This window comes from Pseudoalteromonas sp. Ps84H-4, assembly GCF_024124645.1.
Classification (GTDB): Bacteria; Pseudomonadota; Gammaproteobacteria; order Enterobacterales; family Alteromonadaceae; genus Pseudoalteromonas; species Pseudoalteromonas lipolytica_C.
This window is the reverse complement of record NZ_JAMXSK010000002.1, coordinates 413,265-440,121: the sequence shown is the minus strand read 5'-3', so window position 1 is coordinate 440,121 and position 26,857 is coordinate 413,265. Positions and strand designations below refer to the sequence as shown.

Annotated in this window: 25 protein-coding genes; 12 read left to right on the top strand and 13 right to left on the bottom strand. The window is 41.5% G+C overall.

Annotation, left to right across the window (positions count from 1 at the left end):
- Nucleotides 1–39: 39 nt before the first annotated feature.
- On the top strand, nucleotides 40–1,680 hold the full coding sequence (locus tag NH454_RS04460; RefSeq protein WP_253038325.1) for an amidohydrolase: 1,641 nt from the start codon (nucleotides 40–42) through the stop codon (nucleotides 1,678–1,680).
- Here the strand turns inward: NH454_RS04460 and NH454_RS04455 are convergent.
- On the bottom strand, nucleotides 1,677–1,913 hold the full coding sequence (locus NH454_RS04455; RefSeq protein ID WP_253038323.1) for a YgjV family protein: 237 nt from the start codon (nucleotides 1,911–1,913) through the stop codon (nucleotides 1,677–1,679). The genes NH454_RS04460 and NH454_RS04455 overlap by 4 nt on opposite strands.
- Nucleotides 1,914–2,181: 268 nt before the next feature.
- Here NH454_RS04455 and NH454_RS04450 point away from each other — a divergent pair, with 268 nt between their 5' ends.
- Entirely contained in the window at nucleotides 2,182–2,838 is a 657-nt protein-coding gene (locus NH454_RS04450) for a Crp/Fnr family transcriptional regulator (protein WP_135925979.1), read from the top strand.
- 27 nt (nucleotides 2,839–2,865) lie between these two features.
- Here NH454_RS04450 and NH454_RS04445 read toward each other — a convergent pair whose 3' ends face one another.
- Together NH454_RS04445 and pepB are read right to left on the bottom strand one after the other, a co-directional pair.
- The gene (locus NH454_RS04445; RefSeq protein ID WP_138558375.1) at nucleotides 2,866–3,432 is read right to left on the bottom strand and encodes a phosphoribosyltransferase family protein; all 567 of its coding nucleotides are present in this window, start codon (nucleotides 3,430–3,432) and stop codon (nucleotides 2,866–2,868) included.
- Nucleotides 3,433–3,633: 201 nt separating this feature from the next.
- Nucleotides 3,634–4,929 carry an aminopeptidase PepB gene (pepB, locus tag NH454_RS04440; protein WP_253038321.1) on the bottom strand — a complete coding sequence of 432 codons (1,296 nt, stop codon included), beginning with the start codon at nucleotides 4,927–4,929 and terminating at the stop codon, nucleotides 3,634–3,636.
- A 149-nt stretch (nucleotides 4,930–5,078) separates the two neighbouring features.
- Between pepB and sfsA the strand changes: the two genes are divergently transcribed.
- The 10 genes from sfsA to mdoH all read left to right on the top strand — a co-directional run bounded on the left by sfsA (nucleotide 5,079) and on the right by mdoH (nucleotide 15,509).
- Nucleotides 5,079–5,798: a DNA/RNA nuclease SfsA gene (sfsA, locus tag NH454_RS04435; RefSeq protein ID WP_253038319.1), complete on the top strand. Its 720-nt coding sequence runs from the start codon at nucleotides 5,079–5,081 to the stop codon at nucleotides 5,796–5,798.
- Nucleotides 5,799–6,038: 240 nt separating this feature from the next.
- Nucleotides 6,039–6,482 (top strand): RNA polymerase-binding protein DksA, encoded by a 444-nt coding sequence (gene dksA, locus NH454_RS04430; protein ID WP_135925983.1) that lies wholly within the window; start codon nucleotides 6,039–6,041, stop codon nucleotides 6,480–6,482.
- 25 nt (nucleotides 6,483–6,507) lie between these two features.
- Nucleotides 6,508–7,452 (top strand): tRNA glutamyl-Q(34) synthetase GluQRS, encoded by a 945-nt coding sequence (gene gluQRS / locus NH454_RS04425; protein WP_253038318.1) that lies wholly within the window; start codon nucleotides 6,508–6,510, stop codon nucleotides 7,450–7,452.
- Nucleotides 7,453–7,744: 292 nt separating this feature from the next.
- Nucleotides 7,745–9,031 (top strand): polynucleotide adenylyltransferase PcnB, encoded by a 1,287-nt coding sequence (gene pcnB, locus NH454_RS04420; protein WP_235383261.1) that lies wholly within the window; start codon nucleotides 7,745–7,747, stop codon nucleotides 9,029–9,031.
- A gap of 2 nt (nucleotides 9,032–9,033) precedes the next feature.
- A complete protein-coding gene (gene folK / locus NH454_RS04415; protein WP_135925986.1) occupies nucleotides 9,034–9,522 on the top strand; it encodes a 2-amino-4-hydroxy-6-hydroxymethyldihydropteridine diphosphokinase in 489 nt (162 codons plus the stop codon).
- 29 nt (nucleotides 9,523–9,551) lie between these two features.
- A complete protein-coding gene (panB, locus tag NH454_RS04410) occupies nucleotides 9,552–10,346 on the top strand; it encodes a 3-methyl-2-oxobutanoate hydroxymethyltransferase (protein WP_138558378.1) in 795 nt (264 codons plus the stop codon).
- The gene (panC, locus tag NH454_RS04405; protein WP_135925988.1) at nucleotides 10,347–11,198 is read left to right on the top strand and encodes a pantoate--beta-alanine ligase; all 852 of its coding nucleotides are present in this window, start codon (nucleotides 10,347–10,349) and stop codon (nucleotides 11,196–11,198) included.
- Nucleotides 11,199–11,255: 57 nt separating this feature from the next.
- The gene (locus NH454_RS04400; RefSeq protein WP_062564854.1) at nucleotides 11,256–11,495 is read left to right on the top strand and encodes a hypothetical protein; all 240 of its coding nucleotides are present in this window, start codon (nucleotides 11,256–11,258) and stop codon (nucleotides 11,493–11,495) included.
- Between the two features lie 341 nt (nucleotides 11,496–11,836).
- Nucleotides 11,837–13,555 carry a glucan biosynthesis protein G gene (locus NH454_RS04395; RefSeq protein WP_253038317.1) on the top strand — a complete coding sequence of 573 codons (1,719 nt, stop codon included), beginning with the start codon at nucleotides 11,837–11,839 and terminating at the stop codon, nucleotides 13,553–13,555.
- The gene (gene mdoH / locus NH454_RS04390) at nucleotides 13,527–15,509 is read left to right on the top strand and encodes a glucans biosynthesis glucosyltransferase MdoH (protein ID WP_253038316.1); all 1,983 of its coding nucleotides are present in this window, start codon (nucleotides 13,527–13,529) and stop codon (nucleotides 15,507–15,509) included. Before NH454_RS04395 ends, mdoH begins: the two co-directional genes overlap by 29 nt.
- 52 nt (nucleotides 15,510–15,561) lie before the next feature.
- Here the strand turns inward: mdoH and NH454_RS04385 are convergent, their stop codons facing one another.
- The 10 genes from NH454_RS04385 to NH454_RS04340 all read right to left on the bottom strand — a co-directional run bounded on the left by NH454_RS04385 (nucleotide 15,562) and on the right by NH454_RS04340 (nucleotide 26,841).
- Entirely contained in the window at nucleotides 15,562–16,530 is a 969-nt protein-coding gene (locus tag NH454_RS04385; RefSeq protein WP_135925991.1) for a phosphate ABC transporter substrate-binding protein PstS family protein, read from the bottom strand.
- Between the two features lie 91 nt (nucleotides 16,531–16,621).
- Complete coding sequence (gene phoR / locus NH454_RS04380; protein WP_135925992.1) at nucleotides 16,622–17,953, bottom strand: phosphate regulon sensor histidine kinase PhoR; 1,332 nt, start codon at nucleotides 17,951–17,953, stop codon at nucleotides 16,622–16,624.
- Nucleotides 17,954–18,009: 56 nt separating this feature from the next.
- Nucleotides 18,010–18,699 carry a phosphate regulon transcriptional regulator PhoB gene (gene phoB / locus NH454_RS04375; RefSeq protein WP_054551169.1) on the bottom strand — a complete coding sequence of 230 codons (690 nt, stop codon included), beginning with the start codon at nucleotides 18,697–18,699 and terminating at the stop codon, nucleotides 18,010–18,012.
- Nucleotides 18,700–18,844: 145 nt separating this feature from the next.
- The gene (locus tag NH454_RS04370; protein WP_135925993.1) at nucleotides 18,845–19,795 is read right to left on the bottom strand and encodes a porin; all 951 of its coding nucleotides are present in this window, start codon (nucleotides 19,793–19,795) and stop codon (nucleotides 18,845–18,847) included.
- Between the two features lie 399 nt (nucleotides 19,796–20,194).
- A complete protein-coding gene (gene fba / locus NH454_RS04365) occupies nucleotides 20,195–21,259 on the bottom strand; it encodes a class II fructose-bisphosphate aldolase (RefSeq protein ID WP_063703260.1) in 1,065 nt (354 codons plus the stop codon).
- Between the two features lie 198 nt (nucleotides 21,260–21,457).
- Entirely contained in the window at nucleotides 21,458–22,633 is a 1,176-nt protein-coding gene (locus NH454_RS04360) for a phosphoglycerate kinase (protein WP_135925995.1), read from the bottom strand.
- A 42-nt stretch (nucleotides 22,634–22,675) separates the two neighbouring features.
- Nucleotides 22,676–23,692, bottom strand: a complete 1,017-nt coding sequence (epd, locus tag NH454_RS04355; RefSeq protein WP_135925996.1) for an erythrose-4-phosphate dehydrogenase — start codon at nucleotides 23,690–23,692, stop codon at nucleotides 22,676–22,678.
- A gap of 220 nt (nucleotides 23,693–23,912) precedes the next feature.
- Nucleotides 23,913–24,374, bottom strand: a complete 462-nt coding sequence (locus tag NH454_RS04350; protein WP_138558383.1) for an isoprenylcysteine carboxylmethyltransferase family protein — start codon at nucleotides 24,372–24,374, stop codon at nucleotides 23,913–23,915.
- Complete coding sequence (locus tag NH454_RS04345) at nucleotides 24,371–24,994, bottom strand: 3'-5' exonuclease (RefSeq protein WP_138558384.1); 624 nt, start codon at nucleotides 24,992–24,994, stop codon at nucleotides 24,371–24,373. The genes NH454_RS04350 and NH454_RS04345 overlap by 4 nt, the downstream gene beginning before the upstream one ends.
- A gap of 8 nt (nucleotides 24,995–25,002) precedes the next feature.
- The gene (locus NH454_RS04340) at nucleotides 25,003–26,841 is read right to left on the bottom strand and encodes a DUF294 nucleotidyltransferase-like domain-containing protein (RefSeq protein ID WP_253038315.1); all 1,839 of its coding nucleotides are present in this window, start codon (nucleotides 26,839–26,841) and stop codon (nucleotides 25,003–25,005) included.
- Nucleotides 26,842–26,857 lie beyond the last annotated feature (16 nt).

The following is a 26,857-nucleotide window of genomic DNA, read 5'->3' as shown; positions in this document are numbered from 1 at the left end:
TGATACTGTTTTCATACATTAAAAAATAATTAAAAGATTATGAAACTTATCATCAGCCTACTGGCAACAGCTTCACTGAGTTGTTTTGCCAACACCACAGTTATCTACAATGTAAATGGTTATACACCAACCTACCAAGGTGAAACCCAACACTTTTCAGCACTGGTTTTTAAAGACGGTAAAGTCGTAAAAACTGGCGATGACTCAATTAAAAAAAGCTTCCCTGACGCTACCACTATTGATGGCAAACAAGCCACTCTTTTACCTGGTTTAGTCGATGCTCATGGTCATGTGATTGGTTTAGGTAATAATCTGTCTCAACTTGATGTCAGAAATACCCGTTCAGCAGATGAGGTTGGCAAAATGCTGGCTGAATTTGCTAAAGATAAACAAGGCTGGATCATTGGCCGCGGCTGGAACCAAGAACAATGGCCCGGCGGACAGTTTCCAACCGCTGCTGATTTAGACAAATATGTAAAAGATAAACCCGTGGTACTTTCTCGGGTTGACGGCCATGCGGTCTGGGTTAACTCAAAAGCAATAGAATTAGCTGGGATATCTGCAGCCACCGATTCACCTGCTGGGGGAGAAATCATCAAACTGACTTCAGGTGAGCCATCAGGCGTATTTATTGATAAAGCCGAAACGCTTATTACAAAGCATGTACCAAAAGTAAGCCATGCCAGCATTAATACAGCATTAGACAATGCTGGTGAGCATTTACTAAGTTTGGGGATCACCTCAACCCATGATGCTGGTATCGATTATGATACATGGCAAGTATATAAGCAGCGTTCTGAGCAAAATACCCTGCCAGTTAGAATTGTCGCCATGCTTAGTGCCGCCGATCCTCAGCTAGAAGTCATGCTTAAAGCTGGTCGTTATAAAGATATGAACGACATGCTGTCTATTCGCAGTGTCAAAGTATACGCTGACGGTGCCTTGGGTAGTCGTGGTGCCGCTTTAATCGAAGAGTATGCAGATCGTAAAAATCATCATGGCTTAATGCTTGAAACCCAAGAGAAACTTGAACAATTATTTAACCTGAGTTTTGCTCATGGCTTTAGTGCGAACACTCACGCCATTGGTGATAAAGCCAACCATGTAGTGCTAGATGCTTACGAAAATGTGTTTAAAAAATCAGGAGGCATTTTACTGCGTAACCGCATTGAACATGCACAAATTGTTGCCCCTGATGACATACCTCGCTTTAAGACACTAAAAATTATTCCATCAATGCAACCCGTTCATGCAACCTCTGATATGCATATGGCTGAGCAGCGTTTAACTGAGAAACAACTTGAAGGGGCTTACGCTTGGAAAACCTTTTTAGCGCAAGGTTCAGTAATTGCAGCGGGTTCTGATTTTCCTGTAGAGCTTGCCGACCCATTTGATGGTTTATATTCAGCCATTACACGAATGGATCACAATCAACAGCCTGAAGGCGGCTGGCGTCCTCAAGAATTATTATCTCGCGATGAAGCGCTGCGTGCTTTTACTTTAGGTGGTGCTTATGCCGCACATCAAGAGTTTAAAGTTGGTAGCTTAGAGCAAGGCAAGTGGGCTGACTTTATTTTGATTGATAAAGACTATTACAAGGTGCCTGTATCAGAAATTCACGCTATTAGCGTTACTCAAACTTGGATTGCAGGCGAGCTTAAATATAAAAAAGAGGATTAAGGGTTTTTAGCGTCAGTTTTTTGCTGACGCTTTAACTTTATGATGTGGTAAATATTTACAAATGCCAGTAAGCCATTGGTGAAGGCCACCGGAACGGCACCAATTGCAATACCATAAAAGGTAAAAGCAATACACCCTGCTAGGTTGAACCAGCGGAGCTTTACCACATCACTCATCGTCAAAGAAGCAACTAACAGTGCAGATGCTAAATAGCCTAAATATTCCCAACTCAATTGTTCTCTCCTAGGCTTTAGGTTAGCATTGGGGCTTGTCATTTTTTTTGACGCACTCAGTGCTACTTTGACAATAAATAAAAAAGCTAACCTACTAAAAACCTTGTAAAGCTTAAGAAATCATCTTAGCTTTAAAATCATTACACGGGAAATGAAGGTATCAGTAACGTGTATCACCTTACTAGTAAGTTAGCATAAATTCTTTGAATCTTAATGCTAGCGTCATTAAGATGTAATAAATAGGACAATTGTCCGAAGAGCGGCGTTAATGTTTCAATATCATTTTTCAAGCTACCTTGTTGACCAGCTACTGACATTTGCAGGCAGTAGTTTTCAGCAAGCTAAAAAAGAAGTGCTTATCCACCAAGATCAACCACTCAGTAAACTTGTTTTAGTGAGAAGTGGCACTGTATCGTTTAGCTATGATGTGGGTAATGGCCGTCGCCTGTTATTAGGTCAACTTGATTGCAACAACACTCTGATTGGTGAAATTGAAGCGCTCAATAACTTACCCTGTATTTACACAGTAACTTGCTTTAGTGATGTCAGTTATAACTTAATAGAACTAAAGCACTGGCGTTCACTACTGTTAGAAAAGCCTGAACTGAGCTTATATACAGCGCAAACTATTGCTGCAAAATTCCAAGAAAATCAAAAAATAAATTTAGATAAGTTACTTTTACCACTTAGCTATAACATAGCTAAAGATTGTTTACTGAGAGCAGAAAATAACAACCCCACTCTGCTGCGTGCATATCCAACGGTTAATGCAGAAGCTGAGCGCTTTGCCACAACTGAAAGAGCTTATAGACGTGTAGTAACAGAACTTGTTGAAAAAGGCTTAGTACAACGCAGTAATCAAGGCCTGCAAGTTGTTGATATTGAAAAACTGAGTGATTATGTAGAGAGTTTTTCGCAGTTATGACAGCATAACTGCGAAGAAATACTTGGATTACTTTTCTAACAAAATATCGTGGATATTTTTTAAATCAGACTTACCTTCAATAATCTCATCCGGTGTTAATCCTGACAGCTCATGCGGGAATACTAGCCATTCATCAGACTCATGAATGTAATAATCAGGTACCATATCTACCTTTGAGTTCTTAGGCTTGTAGTAAGGACATGCAACGCGAATATCACGTGGTAAGTTCAAACGCATTAGCTCAGAAAGCTTTTCTTTCAATGCAAAAATACTGCGACCAGAATCAAACACGTCATCAACGATTAATAATGAGTTGTCTGCATTGGCATTTTCAATGATGTAATGCAAACCGTGAACTTTGATTTCTTTTGATTGTTGGTTAATACCGTAATACGAAGAAGTACGAACCGCGATGTGATCAGTCTCAATGCCTTTGTAATCGTAATATTCTTGAACTGCGATACCGATTGGTGCGCCACCACGCCAAATACCAATGATGAAATCAGGACGGAAACCATCTTTATAAACTTGTGCCGCAACACGAAATGAATCTTCAAGAAGCTGCTGCGCTGTGATATAGCACTTATCTGACATAAATAGAGACCCCAGTGTGAATGATCATTCAAGTGTAGCTAATTTAATAAAAACTAACCACAGGATGAGAAAATGTGGGGCGGGATTTTATACTAATTTACTCAAAAAAGCTTGTATCAGTTTGTAAAATTACTCTTTAGATCAAAAAAGCGCCTTAACTTAGGTAAAGTTAAGGCGCTTAATTAGCTACAAGAAAATTACTTATGCTTTTTCTAGTAACGTTCTTGCAACGGTACGCATACCTTGTGTTGTAGCGCCTGCAGCCCACTCGCTTGTGCTACCCATGTTAAATGCTGCAGCAAGGTCAATGTGCACCCAACCTTTGCCTTCATTTGGCACAAAGCGTGATAAGAAACCAGCCGCGTTAGAAGCACCACCGAAGCCACCCCCTTTTTGAGGACGGCTATTTGCTGTATCTGCATATGGTGATGGGCAGTTTTGTTGATGCCACTTTTCAAGAGGTAGAGGCCAAGCCGCTTCCATTTCTTGCTCTGCAAATTCCTGTACGTCACGTACTAGCTCTTTATCAAGACCAAACAGTGCGTTGTACTCTTGACCAACAGCAACAAGTGCAGCGCCTGTTAGCGTTGCTGCATCAATAATTAATGGCGCGCCAGACTCACCCGCAGCCATTAAGCCATCAGCTAGTACTAAACGGCCTTCAGCGTCAGTATTAACGATTTCAACTGTGGTGCCATTTTTGTAAGTTAAGATATCACCAAGTTTGTAGGCATGACCTGAAATAAGGTTTTCTGCACAACATAAGAACAATTTAATACGCTTGTTGATACCACGGCTGATAGCAAGCGCTAAGCCTGCAGTTACTGTGGCAGCACCACCCATATCGCACTTCATGCCTAGCATGCCTTCACTTGGTTTGATTGAATAACCACCTGAGTCAAACGTAATACCTTTGCCCACTAAAGCTGCTGCAACTGGCGCATTTTCATCACCCGTTGGATTATAATCTAGTGCTAATAAAACTGGCGGACGCTCACTACCACGACCAACGGCATGGATACCAATCCATTGCTGCTCCAACAACGCATCGCCTTTGATGATTTGATAGCTTACATGCTCAGGCGCTAACGACTGAATAAACTCAGCCGCTTTACCAGCTAGGCTTTCAGGGAAGATATCATCGGCTGTGCCGTTGATCATTTGGCGAGCCCATGTAGCCGCTTGCTTTAATGAAGCTAGCTCTTTGCTGTCTGTTTTTGCGTTTTCAAAAAATTCAATCGCATCTAAATTCTTTGGTGAAACGAAACCTTGGTAAAAGGCCCACTGTGTTTCTGTGCACCAAACGTCACCCACTAACGCGATGTTTTTTAAACCTTGATTAGCTAACGTGCGTGCTGCTTTTTGAACACTTTTAAGTGTATCATGCTCAGTTAAATGAACAGTTGCGCCTTGTTCAGTAAAAGAAAGAGTGGCTTTTTCGCCCCAATGTGCGGCAGCACTGTGCTCGCTAAGTTGAACTAAAAATTTTTCTGACATGTTAGAATACTCTTTGCGCTAGAAATTGTCGCTCGAGTTTACTACAGCACGCGTCAGTTCCCAACTGCTTGCGATAAATAGCCAATATCGACGTGGTTCAGTCCATGTATTGAATTACATACAAAAATTAAAAGCGATCCAATAACGCCATGAAATTTACGCCACCATTACAATCTGCCACTTTACTCAAGCGCTATAAGCGCTTCTTAGCTGACTTAAAAACGCCTTGTGGTCACGAGTTTACCGCTCATTGTGCTAACACTGGTAAAATGACTGGTTGTGCAGAACCCGGCTTTAACGCTTATTACTCAACGAGTGACAACACTAAACGTAAGTATCCCCACTCTTTACAATTAACTGAAAACACGTTTAATCAGCTTATCTGTGTCAATACCGCTATTGCCAATCAAGTTGTCCACGAGGCAGTGCAAAATGGGTTGATTAAAGAGCTTGCTGGCTATCAAACCCTAAACTCAGAAGTAAAGTACGGCCAAGAAAATAGTCGTATCGATTTTTTATTAACAGATGAACACAAACCCCACTGCTACGTAGAAGTAAAATCAGTGACATTGCTTTCGCAAGCAGAACCAGAATCTGGACAAGGTTATTTTCCGGATGCAAAAACGGAGCGAGGCCAAAAACATCTTCGAGAGTTAATAGAGATGGCGCAGCAAGGGTATCGTGCAGTGCTATTTTTTGCCGTTTTACATGAAGGTATCAATCAAGTAAGTGCGGCTGCACATATCGATCCTAAATATGCTCAGCTTTTAACAGATGCAATAGAAAATGGTGTTGAAGTCATTGCTTACAAAGCAAAAATTTCTGCTGAAGAAATTAAACTGCAAGAAAAATGTGATTTTCTGAGCTAACCAACTCTTTTACTAAAATGACAATAAAAAACACGATTTAAGTTGTATTATTTTTTTTTGCCTATATAACTTAGCAAATTTATTAAAATTATGAGTAGTGGCTCTACTCATGGCAATTTATGCAATCAGGGGTCGAGGCATATAAATTAAGCTAAAATAAATTTGCCTCAATCTAATGATTCTGCTATTTATAGCCGCCGGCTAACGCTGGGCAAAATATTAAGGATTTAGGAGAAAGTTATGCCAGACCAAAAAAGACTAGGGTTATTGGCTCAGGCCGGGTTGGAACCATACCAAGAACAGCCAGGTGAAGAGTATATGAATGAAGCACAACGTGCTCATTTCAAAAAAATTTTAGAAGCTTGGCGTAATGATTTACGTAACGAAGTTGACCGCACTAAATCGCATATGCAAGACGAGGCAGCTAACTTTCCAGATCCAGTAGACCGTGCAGCACAAGAAGAAGAATTCTCATTAGAACTTCGTACTCGTGACCGTGAACGTAAACTGATCAAAAAGATTGAAAAAACGATTCAACTAATCAAAGAAGATGACTTTGGCTTTTGTGAATCATGTGGTATCGAAATCGGTATCCGCCGCTTAGAAGCGCGTCCTACAGCAGACTTATGTGTTGACTGTAAAACGCTTGCGGAAATTAAAGAAAAACAATCTGGACGCGGTTAATTACACCCATTTGCTTAATTAGCCCATGCCTACCACAGCCGTTAATACGCAAAAGCGTGAATATCGTGGCCGCTTTGCGCCATCCCCTTCGGGGCCATTGCACTTTGGTTCACTTATAGCGGCTGTGGGGAGCTTCCTTGATGCAAAAGCCAATCAAGGAAAATGGTTAGTACGCATTGAAGATATCGACACAACGCGTGTTGTAAATGGTGCTAGCGACGACATATTACACACCCTAGAGGCTTACGGCCTGCACTGGGATGAAAGCGTAATCTACCAAACCCAACGTCATGAACATTATCAAGCTATTGTTGATGAACTCATTTCTCAAAACCTTGTTTATGCATGCCATTGCACCCGTAAAGAAATTAAAGCTATCGGGGGCATTTACCAAGGTCATTGCCGACATAAAAATCATTCTTTATCTGATTCAGCGCTGCGTTTAACCCAGCAATTTGCTACCAGCAACTATGCTGATTTAATTCAAGGTGAGATCCATGTAGACAGCCAGCTTGCTCAAGAAGATTATCTAATTAAACGCAGTGATGGATTATTCGCCTATCAACTGGTTGTGGTTGTTGATGATATTGCACAAGGTATTTCTCATGTTGTTCGCGGCGCGGATCTACTTGAGCCCACAGCTAGGCAGCTAAGCTTATTTAAGCAACTTAATCAACCGGCTCCGCAGTATGCACATTTACCCCTTGCGGTTGCAAAACCAGGTTTTAAATTGTCAAAACAAAATTATGCGCCGGCCATTTCTAAAAAAGATCCTAAACCTGCACTGTTTGATGCCTTGCGCTTTTTAGGATTACAGCCTGAGGCATCCATCCTCTCGTTAAGCATTGAGCAAATGCTTGAGTGGGCAATTAAAACCTATCGTATGGAACTGGTTCCTAAGAGCCTAGAAATCCAAGTTAGTGAGGATCCTAACTCAGCTTTTTGTGACTTTCTTACTATTACAAAATAAATTGCCAATTTTAAAGGTCGAGTAACTTAATTTTTCAGCCACGCTGGTATATGATAGCGACCCAAAGTGTACGATTCATCAACACCTTGCTTTAGCGTCATATTAAACACTCCGTTATCGAGTCAATCTCTCATCGGCGAAGTAACAAACAAGCGCTATACTTGATGAGTCGCAGAGTCCGCGTCGTAGGAGACAGATTATTATTTCCAAGCTTTTTCAATTTTGTCGGCAGATTATTGGCCCAAATGCCACGACATCCAGTAATGCTGTACAAACGAGCGAGTTACCTTTGGTGATCGAGCGCAGTGAACATGGTATTTCACGCAAACAATTTAGCCCAAATGCAATCAAAGTATTATACCGCCTTAAAGAAGGTGGGTTTGATGCCTATCTAGTAGGTGGTTGTATTCGAGATATATTGTTAGGCCAGCAACCAAAAGATTTTGATGTTGTAACTAATGCAACTCCAGAGCAAATTAAAAAACTCTTTCGTAATTGTAGACTAATCGGCCGTCGCTTTCGCCTAGCGCATATTGTGTTTGGTCGCGAAATCATCGAAGTTGCTACCATGCGTGGTCACCATGAAGCGGATGAAAGTAAAAATCAAATAAGCCAATCAAGCGAACACGGGCAACTCCTGCGCGATAATGTCTACGGCAGTATTGAAGAAGATGCTGAACGCCGTGACTTTTCAATTAATGCGCTGTACTACTCGATTAATGACTTTTGCATTTATGATTACGCTAACGGTATCAGCGCAATAAAAGCGAAGCAAATTGAGCTGATTGGCGACCCAGAAACCCGTTACCGTGAAGACCCTGTGCGTATGTTGCGCGCGGTTAGGTTTGCAACAAAGTTGGGCATGAGCATAGCCCCTGCCACAGAAAAACCCATTAAAGGCCTTGCTAATTTACTAGATCATATTCCGCCAGCGCGTTTATTTGAAGAGTCACTTAAACTGTTCTTAAACGGCAAAGCCGAAGAAAACTATTTAATGCTACGCCAATATGGATTATTCAAAGCGCTGTTTCCTGCGCTTGATAAAATCTTAGATGCTAACCCAGATGGTATTGAGCATGCGTTTATTCTGCAAATGTTTAAAAACACAGATAAGCGTATTAATGCCGATAAAAAAGTCACTCCGGCCTTTATTTTTGCCGCTATATTGTGGTTTCCACTACTTAATATTGCGAAGAAACTACAACAGCGCGACCAACTATCAGAATACGATGCATTTGCGCAAGCAATGAATAAAGTACTCAGTGAGAACGCGCAACATGTTGCAGTACCAAAACGCTTTACATTAGGTGCTCGTGATATTTGGCATATTCAGCAACGTCTTGATAAACGAGGTGGTCAGCGCGCCTACAGGCTAACGCAACAACCACGTTTTAAAGCAGCTTATGACTTCTTACTACTTCGAGTTCAAGCTGGCGAAGAGCAGCACGAAGAGCTGGCAACTTGGTGGACAACCTACCTAAGCCAAGACATCAACGGGCAAAAAGAAATGGTTAAAAACCTCGGCCATCAAGGTGGGCCGAAGCGTCGCCGCCGCCCTCGCAAGAAAAAAGCTGATTAAGTATGAACACGGTTTATTTAGGATTAGGCGCTAATTTAAATGCGCCACGTAAACAAATTCATGCGGCCGTTGAAGCGTTAAAAGCCTTAAAGGAAGTTGAGTTTGTCTGTGTCTCGCACGATTACGCAAGTAAACCTATGGGACCACAGGATCAACCTGACTATGTAAATGCCGTAGCCTGTGTTAAAACAGCATTACAACCTGAACAGCTACTTGATTTAACTCAAGCTATTGAACTTGAACATGGTCGAGTACGTAAAGAAGAACGCTGGGGTCCACGTACCCTTGATATAGATATTTTATTGTTCGCCAATGATGTGATCGACACCCCTCGCCTAACCGTGCCTCATTACGGCCTAACAGAGCGAGAATTTGTGGTGTATCCGCTACTTGAAATCGCGCCATCACTCATTTTACCGAACAATCAATCACTTGCTGATATAACAAAAACGTTGCCTTTAAACGGTTTACAACAACTCCCTCAGCAGTAATCAACCAAGGCGAAGCCTTAGAGGAAATTATGTCTAAAATCACCGTTTCAACTCTCAATAAAATGAAACAAGAACAACAAAAAATCACCGCATTAACAGCCTACGATGCCAGTTTTGCTAAATTGTTTCATGATAATGGCGTCGAGGTGATTTTAGTCGGTGACTCTTTAGGAATGGTATTGCAAGGTGGTGATGACACATTAGCAGTAACCAACAGTGAGATTGCTTATCATACACGCTGCGTACGTGCCGGTAGTCGTGAATTGTTTGTGATTGCTGACTTACCATTTATGACCTATGCCAACCCAACTGATGCGTGTAAAAATGCTGCAGAGCTAATGCGTGCAGGCGCTAATATGATCAAGCTTGAAGGCGGTGAGTGGCTGCACGACAGCATCAAGGCTATGACGCAACAAGGTATTCCAGTTTGCGGTCATTTAGGGTTAACACCGCAATCTGTCCATGTTTTTGGTGGCTTTAAAATTCAAGGCCGCGAGCAGTCTCAAGCTGATAAAATGGTCAGTGATGCAAAAGCCCTTGAAGCAGCTGGCGCGCAACTTATCGTATTAGAATGCATACCAAGTGAGCTTGCTAAGCGTATTACTGATGAACTAAGCATTCCAACCATTGGTATTGGTGCTGGCAATCAAACTGATGGACAAATTTTAGTAATGCACGACTTAGTTGGCATTTCAGCAGGCTATATTCCTAAGTTCTCAAAAAACTTTTTATTAGAGACAGGCAATATGCCAGCAGCAGTGCAAAAGTATTGTGAAGATGTAAAAAGTGGTGCTTTCCCAAGTGCCGAACACGAGTTTAAATAAATGCAATCAATCACTGAAATCAAATCGTTACGCAGCCAAGTAAAAGCATGGCGTCAAGCAGGCCTGAGCATTGCGCTTGTGCCAACCATGGGCAATTTACATCAAGGCCACTTTTCACTTGTTGAAAAAGCCAAAACACTGGCTGATAAAGTCGTTGTGAGTATTTTTGTAAACCCGATGCAGTTCGGTGCCAATGAAGACCTTGATAGCTACCCGCGTACACTAAACGAAGATAAACAAGGTTTAGCAGATCTTGGTACTGACATTGTGTTTACCCCCTCTGTTGAGACTATTTATCCGAATGGTTTAGGCGAACAAAGTTTTGTCGATGTACCGGGTGTGTCTATGGGTTACTGTGGTGGCTCACGTCCTGGTCACTTTAAAGGTGTTGCAACGGTTGTTACTAAGTTATTCAATTTGGTTCAACCTGACTTTGCTTGTTTTGGTGAAAAAGATTTTCAGCAGCTACAAGTCATTAAAACCATGACGCGCGATTTATCTATTCCAGTTGAAATTATTGGCGTACCTACTTGTCGCGAAATATCTGGGCTTGCCATGAGCTCTCGTAATGGCTATTTATCTGATGAGCAAAAAGACACCGCAAAAGTGCTGTTTGCCACGCTAAATAATACAGCAACAGCACTTAAACAAGGTAACGCGGACATCGCAACACTTGAGGCTGATGCAAAAACTCAGCTCGAAATGGCAGGACTAAAACCTGACTATTATTCGATTGCAGAGCGCTCAACACTAAAACCAGCCACCGCGGCTGATAAACAACTTGTTATTTTAGCTGCCGCCTATTTAGGTACAGTGCGTTTAATTGACAATTTACAAGTTGAGCTGGATTAAATAGCAACAATCTGGGTAAGATGGATTGCAAAGAATAGACATAAACTAGGGATAAGCATGAAAAAACTACCAGCAATTGCAGCAACATTGTTTGCTATGACATTACTGTCTGCCTGCTCAAACAAAATTGACAATCCAGAAATGCAGCAATGTGCTCAGCAAAACTATCAATGCGAAGCAAGCTGTGAACAACAAAGCACGGCTGATGGCTTAGTTCATAAAGTCTGTAGCAACAAGTGCATTGAAGCTTACAACCAATGTAAAGCCAATGCAGAAAAATTAGGTGAAGTTAAATAAGCTGATTTTTCGAGGCACTGAAAACCCCTTCAGTGCCTGCACTCCCCTCCTCGATTACAATTTCGCATTCACAATTAAGCCTATGGTAATTTTGTTCATATTTTTGTTCGTCCTTTAAGCTATTCATATTAGGGCAAGCTTTCGTTCATTAAACTTCTCCATATTGGTGACGAATAAACAACTGCAACCGTGTAATTGTTTCTCACTAATTTCAAATTTTTACCAACTCGCATTTACTGTACGAACTCAAAGCCATTGAGAATATTAGTTTTTATTATGGGTTCAGTAATTGCTAAGAGATATGAATGAATTAACGTGATTTACGGCTAAAGGAAAATTGAATGAGACCAGAAACCCGAACTAAGCTCTTCAGCGCTGTCAAAAAGAAGACCTTCTTGGGCGTATTATTAGCCATGAGTGCAGGTACTAGCTACGCTATTGAAGACCCAGACCAGCCAAAAGCGACTGAAACAGAACAAACAGCCGTCAAGGTTCAAGCTACCGAAAATGAAAAACAGCAAGTAAAGGATAATACTGCTGTTGAGCTTAAGCCTGCAATGATCACGATTCCTCAAGAAAAGCTATTTGAAGTCATCAAGGCTCGCGCAAAGAAATTAGCATCTGAACCGTATGTTGCACCAAAAGATTTAGAGCTTGAAGCATTAACAAGCATCGGCTATCAAGATTATCGTGCAATCCGTTTTCGTACTGATAAAGCAATTTGGAAAGATCAAAGCCTGTATGAAGTGCAGTTATTCCACCCAGGCTTTTTATACCGTTCACCGGTTGCTATTAATACTGTTGAGCAAAATGCTGAAGTAAAGAGTTTACCATTTAAAACAGATTACTATCGTTACGATGCAACCGCTGCACCACTAGAACAAGAGATCAGTAAAGCAATTGCAGATACACAACTTGGTCATGCAGGTTTCCGCTTGCATTTTCCACTCAATAATAATGAGTACAAAGACGAAGTTGCAGTATTCCAAGGCGCTTCTTATTTTCGTTTAGTAGGCCCGCATCAGGTATATGGTCTTTCAGCCCGCGGTCTTGCAATTGATACTGCCTTGAATTCAGGTGAAGAGTTCCCGGTGTTTAAAGAGTTTTGGTTAGTAAAACCAGCACCCGAAGATACCACTATCGTGCTTTATGCCCTATTAGACAGCCCATCAGTATCAGGTGCTTATCGCTTTGAATTAACACCTTCTACCAATACTGAAGTAAAAACCGAGATGCAGATCTTTGCTCGTAAAGACATTAAAAAACTTGGGATTGCCCCTTTAACAAGCATGTTCTATCACGGTGAAAACAGTACCAAGTTTTTTGATGATTATCGCCCAGAAGTGCATGACTCTGATGGTCTCTTGATGCAATCAGAACAAGGTCAATGGGTTTGGCGTGCACTGAATAACCCAAAAAAATTAAGCGTTACTTCATTTAGCTACGATAATCCAAAAGGCTTTGGTTTAGCACAACGAGACCGTGATTTTAATAACTACCTTGATACTGAGGCGCATTACCATAATCGTCCGAGCATGTGGATTGAGCCAATGGGTAACTGGGGTAAAGGACGCGTTGAGTTAGTTGAGATCCCAACAGATACAGAAACCAACGACAATATTGTTAGCTATTGGGTGCCAGAGCAACCAATGAAAGCCGGTGACAGCTTAAGCTTTAGTTACAAGCTTTCAACTTTCAATGCCACGCTGGCAACTCAAGATAAAGCGAGCGTGTTAAGAACCCGAATTGGCAGTGCAGCGCTACCAGGTGAGAAAAACCCACCACCGAAAAGCCATCGTCAATTTACCGTTGATTTTAGTGGTGAAAACATCAATCAACTTTCAGCTAATTTTGCCATGATGGCCGATTTAACCCTGTCATCAGGTCAAGTGAGCGATAAAACTGTGCAGCAGTTACCAAATAATCAAGGATGGCGCGTAGCCTTTAAAGTGGCGCCAGAGGGAGATAAGCCTGTAGATATGCGCTTATCGTTAAAACTACGTGACAAAGAAATCAGCGAGGTATGGAGCTATGTCTGGTATCCAAACGACGTCCAATAGTAAAGCATTAGAAGCAACAGCAATGCCGTTCAAAAAAACACGCGCTTGGCTTTTTTCGAGCCTAGCGCTCACCATTACCGCCTATGGCGTGTGGATCATGTTCGATATTTTAAATTCTAACGGCATGACACCGCTTGAGTACGCTTTACTGGCATTATTTACAGTCACCTTCGCGTGGATTGTTACAGCCTTTTGTAGTGGCTGTATAGGCTTCATCCTGCAATTATTTCGTATTGACCCGTTGACCTTAAAACGTCAAAAACCAATCGAGATTGATCAGCATGCCTTAAGCCAAACTAAAACAGCCATTGTTATGCCTATCTACAATGAAGATACTGAACGTGTGATAGCTGGTTTTGAAGTTAGTCTTCGCTCGCTGGCAAAAACAGGGCAGATGCCACATTACGACTTTTACTTGCTTAGTGATACGCAAGACCCTGAAATTGCACGTAATGAACTTAAAGCATGGAATGCACTTACTAAACGCTTAGGTGATTTAGCAAAGCATACCTTTTATCGTCGCCGTGAAGACAATAAACACCGTAAAGTAGGTAACTTAACCGACTTTTGTGAACGTTGGGGTAGCCAATACGATCACATGATTGTACTTGATGCTGATAGCATTATGACGGGTCAGTGTATGCTTGAGCTTACTGCTAGCATGATCAGTAATCCAAAATCAGGCTTAATCCAAACTATTCCAATTCCAGTTCGCCAAGACACTTTTTTTGGTCGCTTTTTACAGTTTGCCTCAATTTTATATAGCCCGATGCTAGCAACCGGTTCTGCTTTTTGGCAAACAAACCAAGCAAATTACTGGGGTCACAACGCCATTATTCGCGTTGAGGCATTCACTAAATGCTGCGGTCTGCCAGTTTTAAAAGGCAATGCCCCATTTGGTGGTGAAATTTTAAGTCATGACTTCGTCGAAGCTTCACTTCTTCATCGTAGTGGCTGGGATGTGTTACTGCTGAGCGATGTTGAAGGTAGTTACGAAGAAGTACCAAGTAATATTCTTGATTATGCGATTCGTGATAGACGTTGGGTGCAAGGTAATATCCAGCATTTAGGTTTATTGCCTAAATCTGGCCTTAAGCTAATGAGTAAAATGCACTTTTTATTTGGTGCCACAGCCTATATCTCATCGTTAATTTGGTTATCTATGCTGGCATTAAGTACCTTAGATGCGGTGACTCGTGCGCTGAATAGTGACGTGTATTTTAACCATGCTTATCAGCTTTTCCCTACTTGGCAAATTGCCAAAACAGATTTAATTGATTCGTTATTATTTATTACTGCCGTGCTGTTGTTACTGCCAAAATTAATGGGTGTTATTGTAACTTTGGTACACCGTAACAAAGCCTTTGGCGGCACCATGAAGCTTATTGCAGGTTCAGTCATCGAAACCATTTTTGCGATTGTGATTGCACCGCTAATGATGGTATTTCATAGCTATTTTGTAGTATGCGTATTTTTGGGTAAAAAAGTCAGTTGGGATGCACAGCCTCGTGAAGGCCGCATGGTGCCTTGGAAAGAAGCGATTGGTTATACGTTATTTTCGACTATTACCGCAATTATTTGGGGAGGCGTCGCTTACTACTTCACACCAACCTTCTTTTGGTGGTTATCACCTATTTTAGTGGGTCTTATTTTGGCTGCACCGATTGTACGCTACTCAAGTAGCATCGGCTTAGGTGTTAAAATGCGTAAAATGGGTTTATTTTTATGCCCAAGTGAAGTTGAAAACGATGATACTTTAGCGGCACTTCGTGTACACCAACAAGAAATTGGTTTACCAAAAGATGAACATGCTGACTTTAGTGTTCCTGCATTACCGAATGAATACCCTACGGTAATGCCAATTCAAAGCTTTAAGGCACCTTCGGGTAAAAAGCGTAAGCAAGTACGTATTGCTCAGCAACGTATTAAAGCCAAGCTCTTTGCCAAAAGCTAAACGAAAAAAAACCGCTCAATGAGCGGTTTTCTTAGCTATGTCTGTATGGTTGTTACAGAAGGCCTAGCTTTTTAAGTTCAGCCATTGCCATTTTGCCTGAAAGTGGCACATAACCATCTTTCTCAACAATTTTTTGACCATCTACAGATAACACCATTTTTAAGAACTCTGCATCAATTGGTGCAAGAGGCTTGTTAGGGTGCTTGTTCACGTAAACATATAAGAAACGAGATAGTGGGTATTTACCTGTTGCTACGTTTTCTAATGTTGCATCAACAAAGTTATCGCCTTTCTTAGCAAGTGGTACTGTACGTACACCTGATGTTTTATAACCGATACCTGAGTAACCAATCGCGTTCACTGACGAAGAGATTGACTGTACTACAGATGCAGAACCAGGCTGTTCGTTTACGTTATTACGGAAGTCACCTTTACAAAGTGCTTTTTTCTTAAAGTAACCGTAAGTACCCGATACTGAGTTACGACCGTAAAGCTGAATATCTTTTGCAGCCCAATCGCCTTCTAGACCAACATCGCTCCAACGGTTAACTTCTGCTTCAGCACCACATTTACGTGTAGAAGAGAAAATCGCGTCAACTTGGTCAATACGTAAACCTTTGATTGGATTGTCTTTGTGTACGAATACAGCAAGTGCATCGATTGCAACGCGTACTTCAGTTGGCTTATAGCCGTAACGTTTTTCGAATGCCTCAATTTCTTTTGACTTCATACGACGGCTCATAGGGCCGAAGTTTGCTGTACCTTCAGTTAATGCAGGTGGAGCCGTTGAAGAACCCGCTGCTTGAATTTGGATGTTCACGTTTGGATAGAAGCGTTTGTACTCTTCTGCCCAGAACGTCATCATGTTTGCAAGCGTGTCAGAACCTACAGATGAGAAGTTACCAGAGATACCACTTGTTTTTGTGTACTCAGGCATATCTTTATCTACTGCAGCTGCTTGTGCTGATACAAATGTTGTTACAGCCACACCCATTGCGGCAACGAGATTTTTGAATTTCATAGGGGTTACTCCGATTTGTTCGTCCCATTTCCTAACTGCGGTCTACTCTAATGACACTAGATGACAGTTAGATTACTCTAAAATGACATTTTTATGACTTTGCAGTTTTTTCAATTTTTTCTACTATCGATACGATTTTTTCATTACCAAATGCGAACGAAAAAGTTGAACCCTTTCCTAATTGACTGCGAATATCTAAACGGCTGTCATGACGTGTAAGTACATGTTTTGTAATAGCTAAACCTAAGCCAGAACCACCAGTAGTGCGGCTACGAGCCTTGTCTACACGATAAAAACGTTCCGTTAAGCGGTTTATGTGCTCAGCCGCAATGCCATCGCCATTATCGGTCACACTAAATAAAGCTTGGTCATTTTTACGCTGCCAATCAACCACGATTTTGCCGCCAGGCTTGGTGTAATGAATGGCATTAAAAACAAGGTTAGAAAAGGCACTACGCAATTCATCTTCAGCACCTTTTATATCGAGGCTGGCATCAATGTTAAAAATCAGTTCATGACCTTTATCTTGATTTAGTGACTGTGCCTCAGTTTGAATATAGGTAAGCAGCTGCGGTACATTGACAGGCTTGTCGTTATCTTGACGACGCGCCCCTTCAATCCGCGACAGCGACAGCAATTGATTAACCAAGCTGTCCATTCGCTTACATTGCTCGAGCATAGTCGTTTGCGCTTTGTGCCACATTGCAGGAGGTGGCAGGCTTTCTGAATCAAGCATTTCCAAGTAACCGGTTACCACCGTAAGCGGTGTTCTTAGCTCATGAGACACATTAGCCACAAAATCTTTTCGCATTTGTTCTAGTTGCTTTAAGCGCGTGACATCACGCACCACCATCATCAACTGCGAACTTGCATAAGGCATAACACGAAACTCTAGAGTTTGATCGTAGCTGTGGCCACCATCAAGCTCGAGCGGTTCATCGAAACAGGCTTTGTGCATATACTTAGCAAATTTGGGATCGCGAATAAGATTATCTAAGCGTTGGCCATGATCGGTCGGCCATTGTAGCCCTAACACTTTAAGTGCTAGCTGGTTACACCATATAATACTGAGATCTTTTTGTAGTACCACAACGGCATCAGGTACCGCTTCAGCACCATCTCGAAAACGGCGTATTAAATCTGCCAGTTCATTGCGTTTTTTACGGTTACGATGTTGTAAATGATAAATCCCTTCAAAGACTTGCTCCCACGCTCCCTCCCCTTCAGGTGGGTTAAAACTACGTTGATTAAGAAGCCAATCGCTGAGACGATATAATTGATGATAATGCCAAATTAGAAGTGCAAAAGAGCCTAAAAATAAAAGCAAAAAAGGCGCACCTACAAGTACGCCAACTAATAACAAGGGTAAGAAATACATAAACAGGCGTTTTGCTAACGCCTGTTTATTCACTACTCGATACATACACTCACTTTACCTTAAGTATGTAAATTAGCTTGTTAAGGTCATTCCTATGACACTTATAATTTACTTGAAAAACGATAGCCTGCACCACGAACGGTTTGCACTAAACGGTCATGCCCCAATGGTGCAATCGCTTTACGTAGACGACGAATATGCACATCAACAGTACGGTCTTCTACGTATACATTTGTTCCCCATACATGATCAAGTAATTGTTCACGACTGTAAACACGTTCAGGATGAGTCATGAAAAAATGCAGTAGTCTAAATTCTGTTGGTCCCATATCTAATTCACTACCTTCTGATGTTACACGGTGTGAAATTGGGTCAAGGCGTAAACCATGAACTTCAATAGCTTCTTCTAATGAAGTAGGTGAAACACGGCGAATAACCGCTTTAATACGCGCCATTAATTCTTTTGGTGAGAAAGGTTTTGTTACGTAGTCATCAGCACCTACTTCTAATCCGCGCACTTTATCTTCTTCTTCACCGCGCGCTGTCAGCATTATGATAGGGATTTGACGAGTATATTCATTTTGCTTGAACTTTTTAGCGATTTGGATACCGCTACCACCAGGTAACATCCAATCTAATAAAACCATATCTGGGTATGGCTCAACCATCGCTTCAATAGCAGAGTCATAATCTTCGGCTTCAATTGCTTGAAAACCATTTTGTTCTAAAACAAAAACCAGCATCTCTCTGATAGGCGCTTCGTCATCGACGACTAGTACTTTACGTGACATTCCAATTTATCTCTTACGTTAGCGAACTGGTTTCATTATTATGACTAAGTATGACATTTTTATGAAAGTCTAACGAGTAATTCAAAAACTTCAAAAAAATCAGCGTAAAAATAAGCAATTTTAAGGAAAAAACAGCCTTTTCAGGCTAAAAATCATACCTTAAAGTGACTGCTAAATGATCTTCATCAGAATTATTATCTAGTGAAAATTGCGTATACCACATATACATACGTGCTTGTTTTGACAGGCTTCGCTCCACACCGACTGAGGTACCACTGCCTGAATCTTTGAGCTTACCAAAGTCACCATCAGAGTCTTGATATTGTGCGAGTAATTTATATTTATCAATTTTATAAGAGGCACTGACTAAAAAGCCATCTTCTTTGTTTGAACCCGATACTTTTTCACTTTGTTGATACATACCGCCTAAGGTTAGCTCACCTAATTTACCTTGCGCAGTAAACCGTGTTGTATCGTAACCTGCTACTTTACTGTCGTGGGCAACACTTACAAAATAAGGCGCTTTTTTAAGCTTGCTATCACCATATGTTATCGCTGCAGAAATACCTGTTTCATCATTTTGTTTGGAGTTATCTTCAGCAATATAGGTCACTACAAACTGCATATTACCAACTATTGGTGAGTTATAATGCAGCACATCACCAAGACGGTTTTCACCATTAAACAAAGCCTTAATATCACCATTAAAGTCATTCATTAAATCAACTTTGCCTTGCGCGACCTTCAACGCAGTATCATGACGGCCTATCACAATTTGCCCATAACTGCCTTGTAAACCTACATATTGATTACGTGCGGTAATATTCTCTTCAGTTTTACCATCGCTGTCTTGATCAGCGGCATTAACCGCAAATTCAAATTTATATACGGCTTTTAAACCATCACTTATATCACCACTACCTTTGATCCCCATTCGTGAGTTGTAGCTCTCTATGGAAGTTTCACTGCCATTTCCAGTGTCGCTGTTAGCAATCCCTAAATGAGCCCGTCCATATACATCCACTGCTTCGGCAGCACTATGAAAAGAAATAAAGCACATAGCAAAGCTCGACAACATCATGGCAGGTTTTTTCATGGTAGCGATCCTTAATTTAAGCAGTAACTTAAAAATCGAACATAAAGGGCTTTTGGTCAAGGCAAGGAGAGGATATTTCAAATAAAAATCACGGATCACTGATCTACCAACTAAATCAGATCAGGATCAGGTTTTTACTAAGTTGATCAATCACAGATCAGTTTTTTACTTAGAGAGTACGTTAACTTGTTGATTTAATGTTAGGGCGATCAGCCCATTGTTTAAAAGGTGAACAAAGAAAAGCCCCTGATCAGTCTACAACTAGTAAAATAATGATCCGTGAAAGCCAGGGTTAGTAAAACACTGATCCTGAGGTGCATGAGTAAGTAAACCGATGATCCGTCTTGATCAAGGCAATAAAAAACCGGCAAAAAGCCGGCTTTTTCAACTTATTATCAATTACTTGATTTGTGGATCAAGTTCACCCGATAAGTATTTAAGGTGCATATCATCTAAAGAGATAGGCTTGATCTTCGCCGCTTGACCGGCAGTACCAAAGGCTTCATAACGAGCAACACAGATCTCAGTCATTGCTTTCGTTGCTTCTGCTAAGTATTTACGTGGATCGAAGTTAGCTGGGTTTAAAGCTAAGTGACGACGAATTGCACCTGTTGATGCTAAACGAAGATCGGTATCGATATTTACTTTACGAACACCGTACTTAATACCTTCGATGATCTGCTCTACTGGCACACCATAAGTCTCAGGGATTTCACCACCGTATTGGTTGATCACTTCTAACCACTCTTGTGGCACTGAAGACGAACCATGCATTACTAAGTGAGTGTTAGGAATACGGGCATGGATCTCTTTGATGCGATCAATCGCTAAGATATCGTCTGTTGGTGGACGAGTGAATTTGTACGCACCATGTGATGTACCACAAGCGATAGCCAGTGCATCCACTTTCGTTTTACGAACGAAGTCAGCCGCTTCTTCTGGATCTGTTAGCATTTGATCCGTAGACAGTTTACCTTCTGCACCAACACCATCTTCTTCACCTGCTTCACCTGTTTCAAGTGAACCTAAAACACCTAACTCGCCTTCAACAGACACACCACAAGCATGCGCCATTTCAACTGTTTGACGTGTTACATCAACATTATATTCGTAGCTTGAAGGGGTTTTACCATCAGACATTAATGAGCCATCCATCATTACTGATGAAAAGCCTAATTGGATTGAACGCTGACATACACCCGGTGATGTACCGTGGTCTTGATGCATTACAACTGGGATATGTGGCCATTCTTCAACGGCAGCTAAAATCATATGACGAATAAAAGGGGCACCGGCATAGGCACGAGCGCCTGCAGAACCTTGTACAATTACTGGGCTGTTTGTTTTGTCAGCTGCTTCCATAATTGCACGCATTTGCTCTTGGTTATTAACGTTAAACGCAGGTACGCCATAACCATTTTCAGCTGCATGATCAAGAAGTTGTCGCATACTGATTAAAGCCATTTGGTATTCTCCAAATTGTATCGACAGTAGTTACCTACCATCTAGTTTGAACGGATATAAGTTATTTTTTGATGCATCACTGCATCGCGAGAAGCTGTCGCCTACCGTAATAGCTGTAAATAAAATGAGGGTGAGAGGTATTTTATAAACAGCTAAACCAGCGTAATTACTTAACAACTACGCTGGCTTTCGCACTAATTACTTAGCACGTTCTTCAAGCATAGCAACTGCTGGTAGTTTTTTCCCTTCTAAAAATTCAAGGAAAGCACCGCCACCGGTTGAAATGTAAGAAACTTTATCGGCAATGCCGTATTTATCAATCGCTGCAAGCGTATCACCGCCACCAGCAATCGAGAATGCATTTGAGTTAGCAATCGCATCTGCAATAGCACGTGTGCCGTTACCGAATTGATCAAATTCAAATACACCTACTGGACCATTCCATACAACGGTACCCGCATTAGCAATAATTTTTGCTAATTGGTTTGCTGTATCAGGGCCAATATCAAAAATCATGTCTTCATCTGTTACTTCAGTCACATCTTTTAGTGTCGCTACTGCAGATTCAGAGAATTCATTACCTACAACAACATCTGTTGGTACAGGAATTTCGCCATTATTCGCTTTTGCAGCTGCACTTAATTTGTTTGCTTCATCGATTAAATCAGCTTCATATAAAGACTTGCCTACTGGGTGCCCTGCTGCCGCGATGAAGGTATTAGCAATACCACCACCCGTTACAAGTTGATCAACCACTTTAGATAGCGAATCAAGTACAGTTAACTTAGTCGATACTTTAGAGCCACCAACGATAGCCACTAAAGGACGAGCTGGGTTATCAAGCGCTTTACCTAGTGCGTCTAGCTCGGCCGCAAGAAGTGGACCTGCACATGCAACATCAGCAAATAAGCCCACACCGTGAGTCGATGCTTGTGCACGGTGAGCCGTACCAAATGCATCCATTACGTAAACATCACATAATGCAGCTAATTTTTTAGACAGTGTTTCGTCGTTTTTCTTTTCGCCAACGTTAAAACGAACGTTTTCAAAAACAACCACTTCGTTGTCTGCTACATCAACGCCATCAAGGTAATCTTTTTCAAGACGAACAGTTTGCTCAAGAGCATTATTTAAATAATCAACAACAGGGGCGAGTGAAAACGCTTCATCATATTCCCCTTCCGTAGGGCGGCCAAGGTGTGACATCACCATTACTTTAGCGCCTTTTTCTAACGCTAATTTAATAGTTGGTAATGCTGCACGAATACGTGCATCAGAGGTCACTTTACCTTCTTTTACAGGCACATTTAAATCTTCACGAATTAACACGCGTTTGCCGTTTAAATCTAAATCTGCCATTTTAATGACCGACATGGACTTCTCCTTAGTTAACGATACTAATATTATATTTATACATTATTGGCTTACAGCCATCATCGCACGCGCAGTGTCGAGCATACGATTAGCAAAGCCCCACTCATTATCGCACCACACTAACAACTTTATCAGTCGTTTATGACTAACACGTGTCTGAGTGCCATCTATGATACAAGAATGTGGGTCATGATTAAAATCTACCGATACCAATGGCTCTTCTGTGTAGCTTAAAATACCTTCAAGACGGTCTTTTGCTGCTAACTTAAGTGCTTGATTGACAGTCGCTAAATTCACATCGGTATTCACTGTTACACTTAAATCCATCGCCGTCACATTGATAGTTGGTACCCTAACAGCAATGGCCTCAAAGCGACTATGAAACTTAGGCAAAATGCGCTCAATACCACGCGCAAGCTTTGTATCTACCGGAATAATAGACTGGCTTGCGGCGCGAGTACGACGCAAATCATGATGATACGCATCAATCACTTGTTGATCATGCATCGAGGCATGAATCGTCGTAATGGCCCCAGACTCAATTGAAAATGCGTCATCTAACACTTTAATCACTGGCACAATACAGTTTGTGGTACATGAACCATTTGAAACAATCGTATGTTCTGCTTTTAGCTCATCATCGTTAATACCATACACAATTGTGGCATCAACATCAGCATCTGCTGGCTGTGAAAACAATACTTTTTTTGCGCCCGCAGCTAAGTGTAGCTCTGCATGTTCACGTGAGTGATACACCCCAGTACATTCAAGAACCACATCAACATCTAGTGTTTGCCAAGGCAGTTCTGCAGGGTTTTCTTCTGCAAATAAGGCTATAGAGTCGTTAGCAACCGTTAAAGTATCTTCGCCAAGATTAACAGGGAATGAAAAGCGGCCATGAGATGTATCGTATTTAAGGAGATGGGCAATGCCCTTTGGGTCGGCTAATTCGTTAATAGCGACAATTTTGATTTGATCTTCAAGCCCAGATTCATACAGGGCACGGACGATATTGCGCCCGATTCGACCAAAACCATTAATTGCAAGTTTGATTGCCATGAAGAAGAAAATCCACTCTATTTGCTTGCAGATAAAGGCAGCTGCCTTTTAGATGGCGGTATTGTAATCGACCTTACACATTTTTATAAGAGGGCAAGGTAAATAAAACTACTTTAACAACCCTAGATGGCACAATTTTGGTAATCGACCTGAAAAGTTATTATAAGAGGGCAAGGTAAATAAATCTGCGTTAGCAACCTCAGTCTCTTTATTTAATCCTTTATAACCAGCGACGAACAGATTTTTTGTATTGCTGGTATGCTAATCCAAACTTCTCTGCCATAAACGTTTCTTCTGGCATAATTTGAAATCGATTCATATAAAGAATAAATATCGGCAGCATAATAAAACTCGCAATATTACCAAGATAAATTCCCCAACCAACTAGCATTAATAACATACCTACATACATTGGGTTACGGCTAAATTGATAAACACCACTGGTAACAAGACTTGCTGACTGTTCTGGAATTCGAGGATCAACGGTCGTGCCTTGCTTGCGAAATTGATAAACACCTAATAAAGCAAACACCACACCTGAAAATGCAATGAGTAGTGCTACAAAAGATGATACAAAAAACGAGAAGCTAAAGCTCGCAATCAACTCTGCAGTGCCCCACATCATCAACGCAATGATCAAAACCAGCACAACTGGGGGCACTTTTAATTCTAACTGACTCACACAAGCTCTCCTACTTTCAATGCCTTACCACGACTAATTTGATGACACTGTGCTAAGAATAACTCGGCCGTTGCCATCGCATCAGTAAGGGCATGGTGCGAGCTGTAATGCGGTAAGTTGTAGCGCTTGCGGCATTCGCTAAGTGTTAAATCATCGTGGCCAATTTCGTGGCCTTGCTGGTGCAGGCGTTTTTTTTCAATAACGAAGGTATCAAGAATTAAACGCGCTTTTGCATCTAAACCAAGCGTTCTGCACGCCTGTTTTAAGAATCCCCAATCAAGTGCCGCGTTATGAAACACTAGAATGCACTCACCAAAATGCTGATGCAGCTTGCCAAGAATGGTTTCGAGGCTCTCACCTGCAGCGATATCATGTTTAGCGATACCGTGATAAATCGGGCTTTGCTCTAAGCTTTGCACGTCTTTATTTATTAAGTGCTGCGCACCACTGAGTTTAATGCATTGCTCTTCTATCATTACCCACGCCACCGAAACAATTTCGTGCTGGCGAGGGTCAAGGCCCGTTAACTCCATGTCTATCACTACATAGCGCTCTTTATAGGCATCAGCTGCCAAAAGTTGCTTTCGCGCTAAATACCGACTTAACCAGCGTTTAACCATACCCTCTCCTATAAACTACCGCGAGCAAACTTAAATGCGGCGGCTTGCTGCGCCTGCTTAACCAAATAAAATGCTTCTTTTAATTGATGTCGCTCCAATGAATTCAACGCATTTGGGTTAATGCAGTTGCTAGGCAGTCCCTCTTCGTTAATTTGCGTGCCTAAACGCAGTTGAGTTAAAAAGCGCCAACAGTCTTTTAAGTTATATAGGTCATCTTTATTGAGTAGCGAAAATTTCATTAACGCGTCTATGCGCTCTTGGGTATTAGCGCGCTGAATACCCGCTTTGAGGGAATATAAACGCACTATGTCGTTAATGATCACCACACCGCGTTTTTTTAAGTCGAGGTATTTATGCTGTTTATCGTCTTTTTCTAATTTGAACTGATTGAACAAACCAATGGGCACTGGGGTATTTTTAATGTCGCTCGCCATAGCCGCATAGAATAAGTCATTCTTAGAAATGCGTTTTAGCTGCTCACAAAAGCGTGCATATAAGGTAGTGGAACCTTCTATAAAACGTAAGTCAAAAAATATCTTACAATTGAGCATCGCCTCTGGTGTCGGTGAGGTGATCCACTTATGAAACTTTTCAGTCCAAGCGTTAATGCCCATTCGACATTCTGCATTGCTCGCCATGATATTGCCAGGACAACGTTTTATGCCGCACTCAATTAAATGCTCACAGACATATTCGCCCATACGCTTAAAGTAATCTTGTTGTTCGTCCGTTAAATCATCAGGTAGTAACAAGCCATTATCTTGGTCTGAATGCAATGTTTGCTCTTCCCTTGCTTGTGAACCAAAACAAATAAAACTAAAGCTGGTTGGTGCCGCGCCATTATCTTCTTGGAACAAAAGGATTAACCGCGAAGTCAGTGCATCGGTTAAGCCACTTAATAATTTACCAATCAAGGAGATGTCATCAATATTGTTTGAAAAGCCTTTTAACAAGCCGGGTATCTCTTGCGAATAACGCTTTAAATCTACCACGCTATGCGCTTTATAAATTCGTCCAATCAATTGCACTGGATCGCTTTTTTGCTGACGCAGCAAATCTGTGCTGGTGAGCATACCAAGCGGTTTGTGATGTTCATCAAGCACAGGTAAATGGTGGATGTTGTGCTTAAGCATTAAGTGCAATGCCGAAAACACGCGATTGTTTTCAAAAATAAACTTGGGCTTACAGGTCATGATGCTACTTACTGACTCTTGAGGGTCAACCTCATCGGCCAATACGCGATTGCGTAAGTCTCTGTCGGTGACGACCCCTACGAGGCGATCATGTTCAGTTAGCATAATCGACGAAACACCATGCTGTTTCATTTTTTTAGCGGTTTGACGAATACTTGCCTCTGGCGCCAAAGTGACCGCTTTGCGATTCATCAATTCGCAAATTTTTTTCTCCGACCAACTGTCGTTTTGACTTTTATAATGAGACGACAATAAACGATTTTTATGGGCGCGAACAAAGTATTGCTCAAACACCTTGTACTCTCGGCGTAAGTAATCAAATGCCGCTTGGTTTAGCATGTAAACAATGCCTTCCTTTTGCACTGCAATGCTATTTTGAATCGCTTCGCCGGTTAACAGTGACGGAAAACCAAAGTAATCGCCACTTGATAACTTAGTGATCACATCGCCTTTTGGGTCGACTAAGTCGTAGTCGCCAGAGCGAATTAAAAATAACCGTAAATTATCAGAGCTTAACCACTGATTTTGATTCTCTCGGGTCAGATAAATAATATCGAGATGATTAACAAAATACTCGCATGCAGCGCTATCTAGCTGATTAAACGGCGTTTGTTGCATCACAAATTGGGCGACTTCCTGTTGCTCGATATTCATGGTCATTCTCGCTATA

Excerpts from the sequence above, each read along its gene's own strand:
- phoB (WP_054551169.1), bottom strand. The coding sequence starts at position 18,699 with ATGTCACGTAAAGTACTAGTCGTCGATGACGAAGCGCCTATCAGAGAG.
- fba (WP_063703260.1), bottom strand. The coding sequence starts at position 21,259 with ATGGCTTTAATCAGTATGCGACAACTTCTTGATCATGCAGCTGAAAAT.
- pepB (WP_253038321.1), bottom strand. The coding sequence starts at position 4,929 with ATGTCAGAAAAATTTTTAGTTCAACTTAGCGAGCACAGTGCTGCCGCA.
- NH454_RS04340 (WP_253038315.1), bottom strand. The coding sequence starts at position 26,841 with ATGAATATCGAGCAACAGGAAGTCGCCCAATTTGTGATGCAACAAACG.
- folK (WP_135925986.1), top strand. The coding sequence starts at position 9,034 with ATGAACACGGTTTATTTAGGATTAGGCGCTAATTTAAATGCGCCACGT.
- phoR (WP_135925992.1), bottom strand. The coding sequence starts at position 17,953 with ATGTATCGAGTAGTGAATAAACAGGCGTTAGCAAAACGCCTGTTTATG.
- NH454_RS04450 (WP_135925979.1), top strand. The coding sequence starts at position 2,182 with ATGTTTCAATATCATTTTTCAAGCTACCTTGTTGACCAGCTACTGACA.
- NH454_RS04360 (WP_135925995.1), bottom strand. The coding sequence starts at position 22,633 with ATGTCGGTCATTAAAATGGCAGATTTAGATTTAAACGGCAAACGCGTG.
- NH454_RS04460 (WP_253038325.1), top strand. The coding sequence starts at position 40 with ATGAAACTTATCATCAGCCTACTGGCAACAGCTTCACTGAGTTGTTTT.
- NH454_RS04400 (WP_062564854.1), top strand. The coding sequence starts at position 11,256 with ATGAAAAAACTACCAGCAATTGCAGCAACATTGTTTGCTATGACATTA.
- NH454_RS04395 (WP_253038317.1), top strand. The coding sequence starts at position 11,837 with ATGAGACCAGAAACCCGAACTAAGCTCTTCAGCGCTGTCAAAAAGAAG.
- epd (WP_135925996.1), bottom strand. The coding sequence starts at position 23,692 with ATGGCAATCAAACTTGCAATTAATGGTTTTGGTCGAATCGGGCGCAAT.
- panB (WP_138558378.1), top strand. The coding sequence starts at position 9,552 with ATGTCTAAAATCACCGTTTCAACTCTCAATAAAATGAAACAAGAACAA.
- NH454_RS04385 (WP_135925991.1), bottom strand. The coding sequence starts at position 16,530 with ATGAAATTCAAAAATCTCGTTGCCGCAATGGGTGTGGCTGTAACAACA.
- dksA (WP_135925983.1), top strand. The coding sequence starts at position 6,039 with ATGCCAGACCAAAAAAGACTAGGGTTATTGGCTCAGGCCGGGTTGGAA.
- mdoH (WP_253038316.1), top strand. The coding sequence starts at position 13,527 with ATGTCTGGTATCCAAACGACGTCCAATAGTAAAGCATTAGAAGCAACA.
- sfsA (WP_253038319.1), top strand. The coding sequence starts at position 5,079 with ATGAAATTTACGCCACCATTACAATCTGCCACTTTACTCAAGCGCTAT.
- NH454_RS04345 (WP_138558384.1), bottom strand. The coding sequence starts at position 24,994 with ATGGTTAAACGCTGGTTAAGTCGGTATTTAGCGCGAAAGCAACTTTTG.
- NH454_RS04370 (WP_135925993.1), bottom strand. The coding sequence starts at position 19,795 with ATGAAAAAACCTGCCATGATGTTGTCGAGCTTTGCTATGTGCTTTATT.
- panC (WP_135925988.1), top strand. The coding sequence starts at position 10,347 with ATGCAATCAATCACTGAAATCAAATCGTTACGCAGCCAAGTAAAAGCA.
- NH454_RS04445 (WP_138558375.1), bottom strand. The coding sequence starts at position 3,432 with ATGTCAGATAAGTGCTATATCACAGCGCAGCAGCTTCTTGAAGATTCA.
- gluQRS (WP_253038318.1), top strand. The coding sequence starts at position 6,508 with ATGCCTACCACAGCCGTTAATACGCAAAAGCGTGAATATCGTGGCCGC.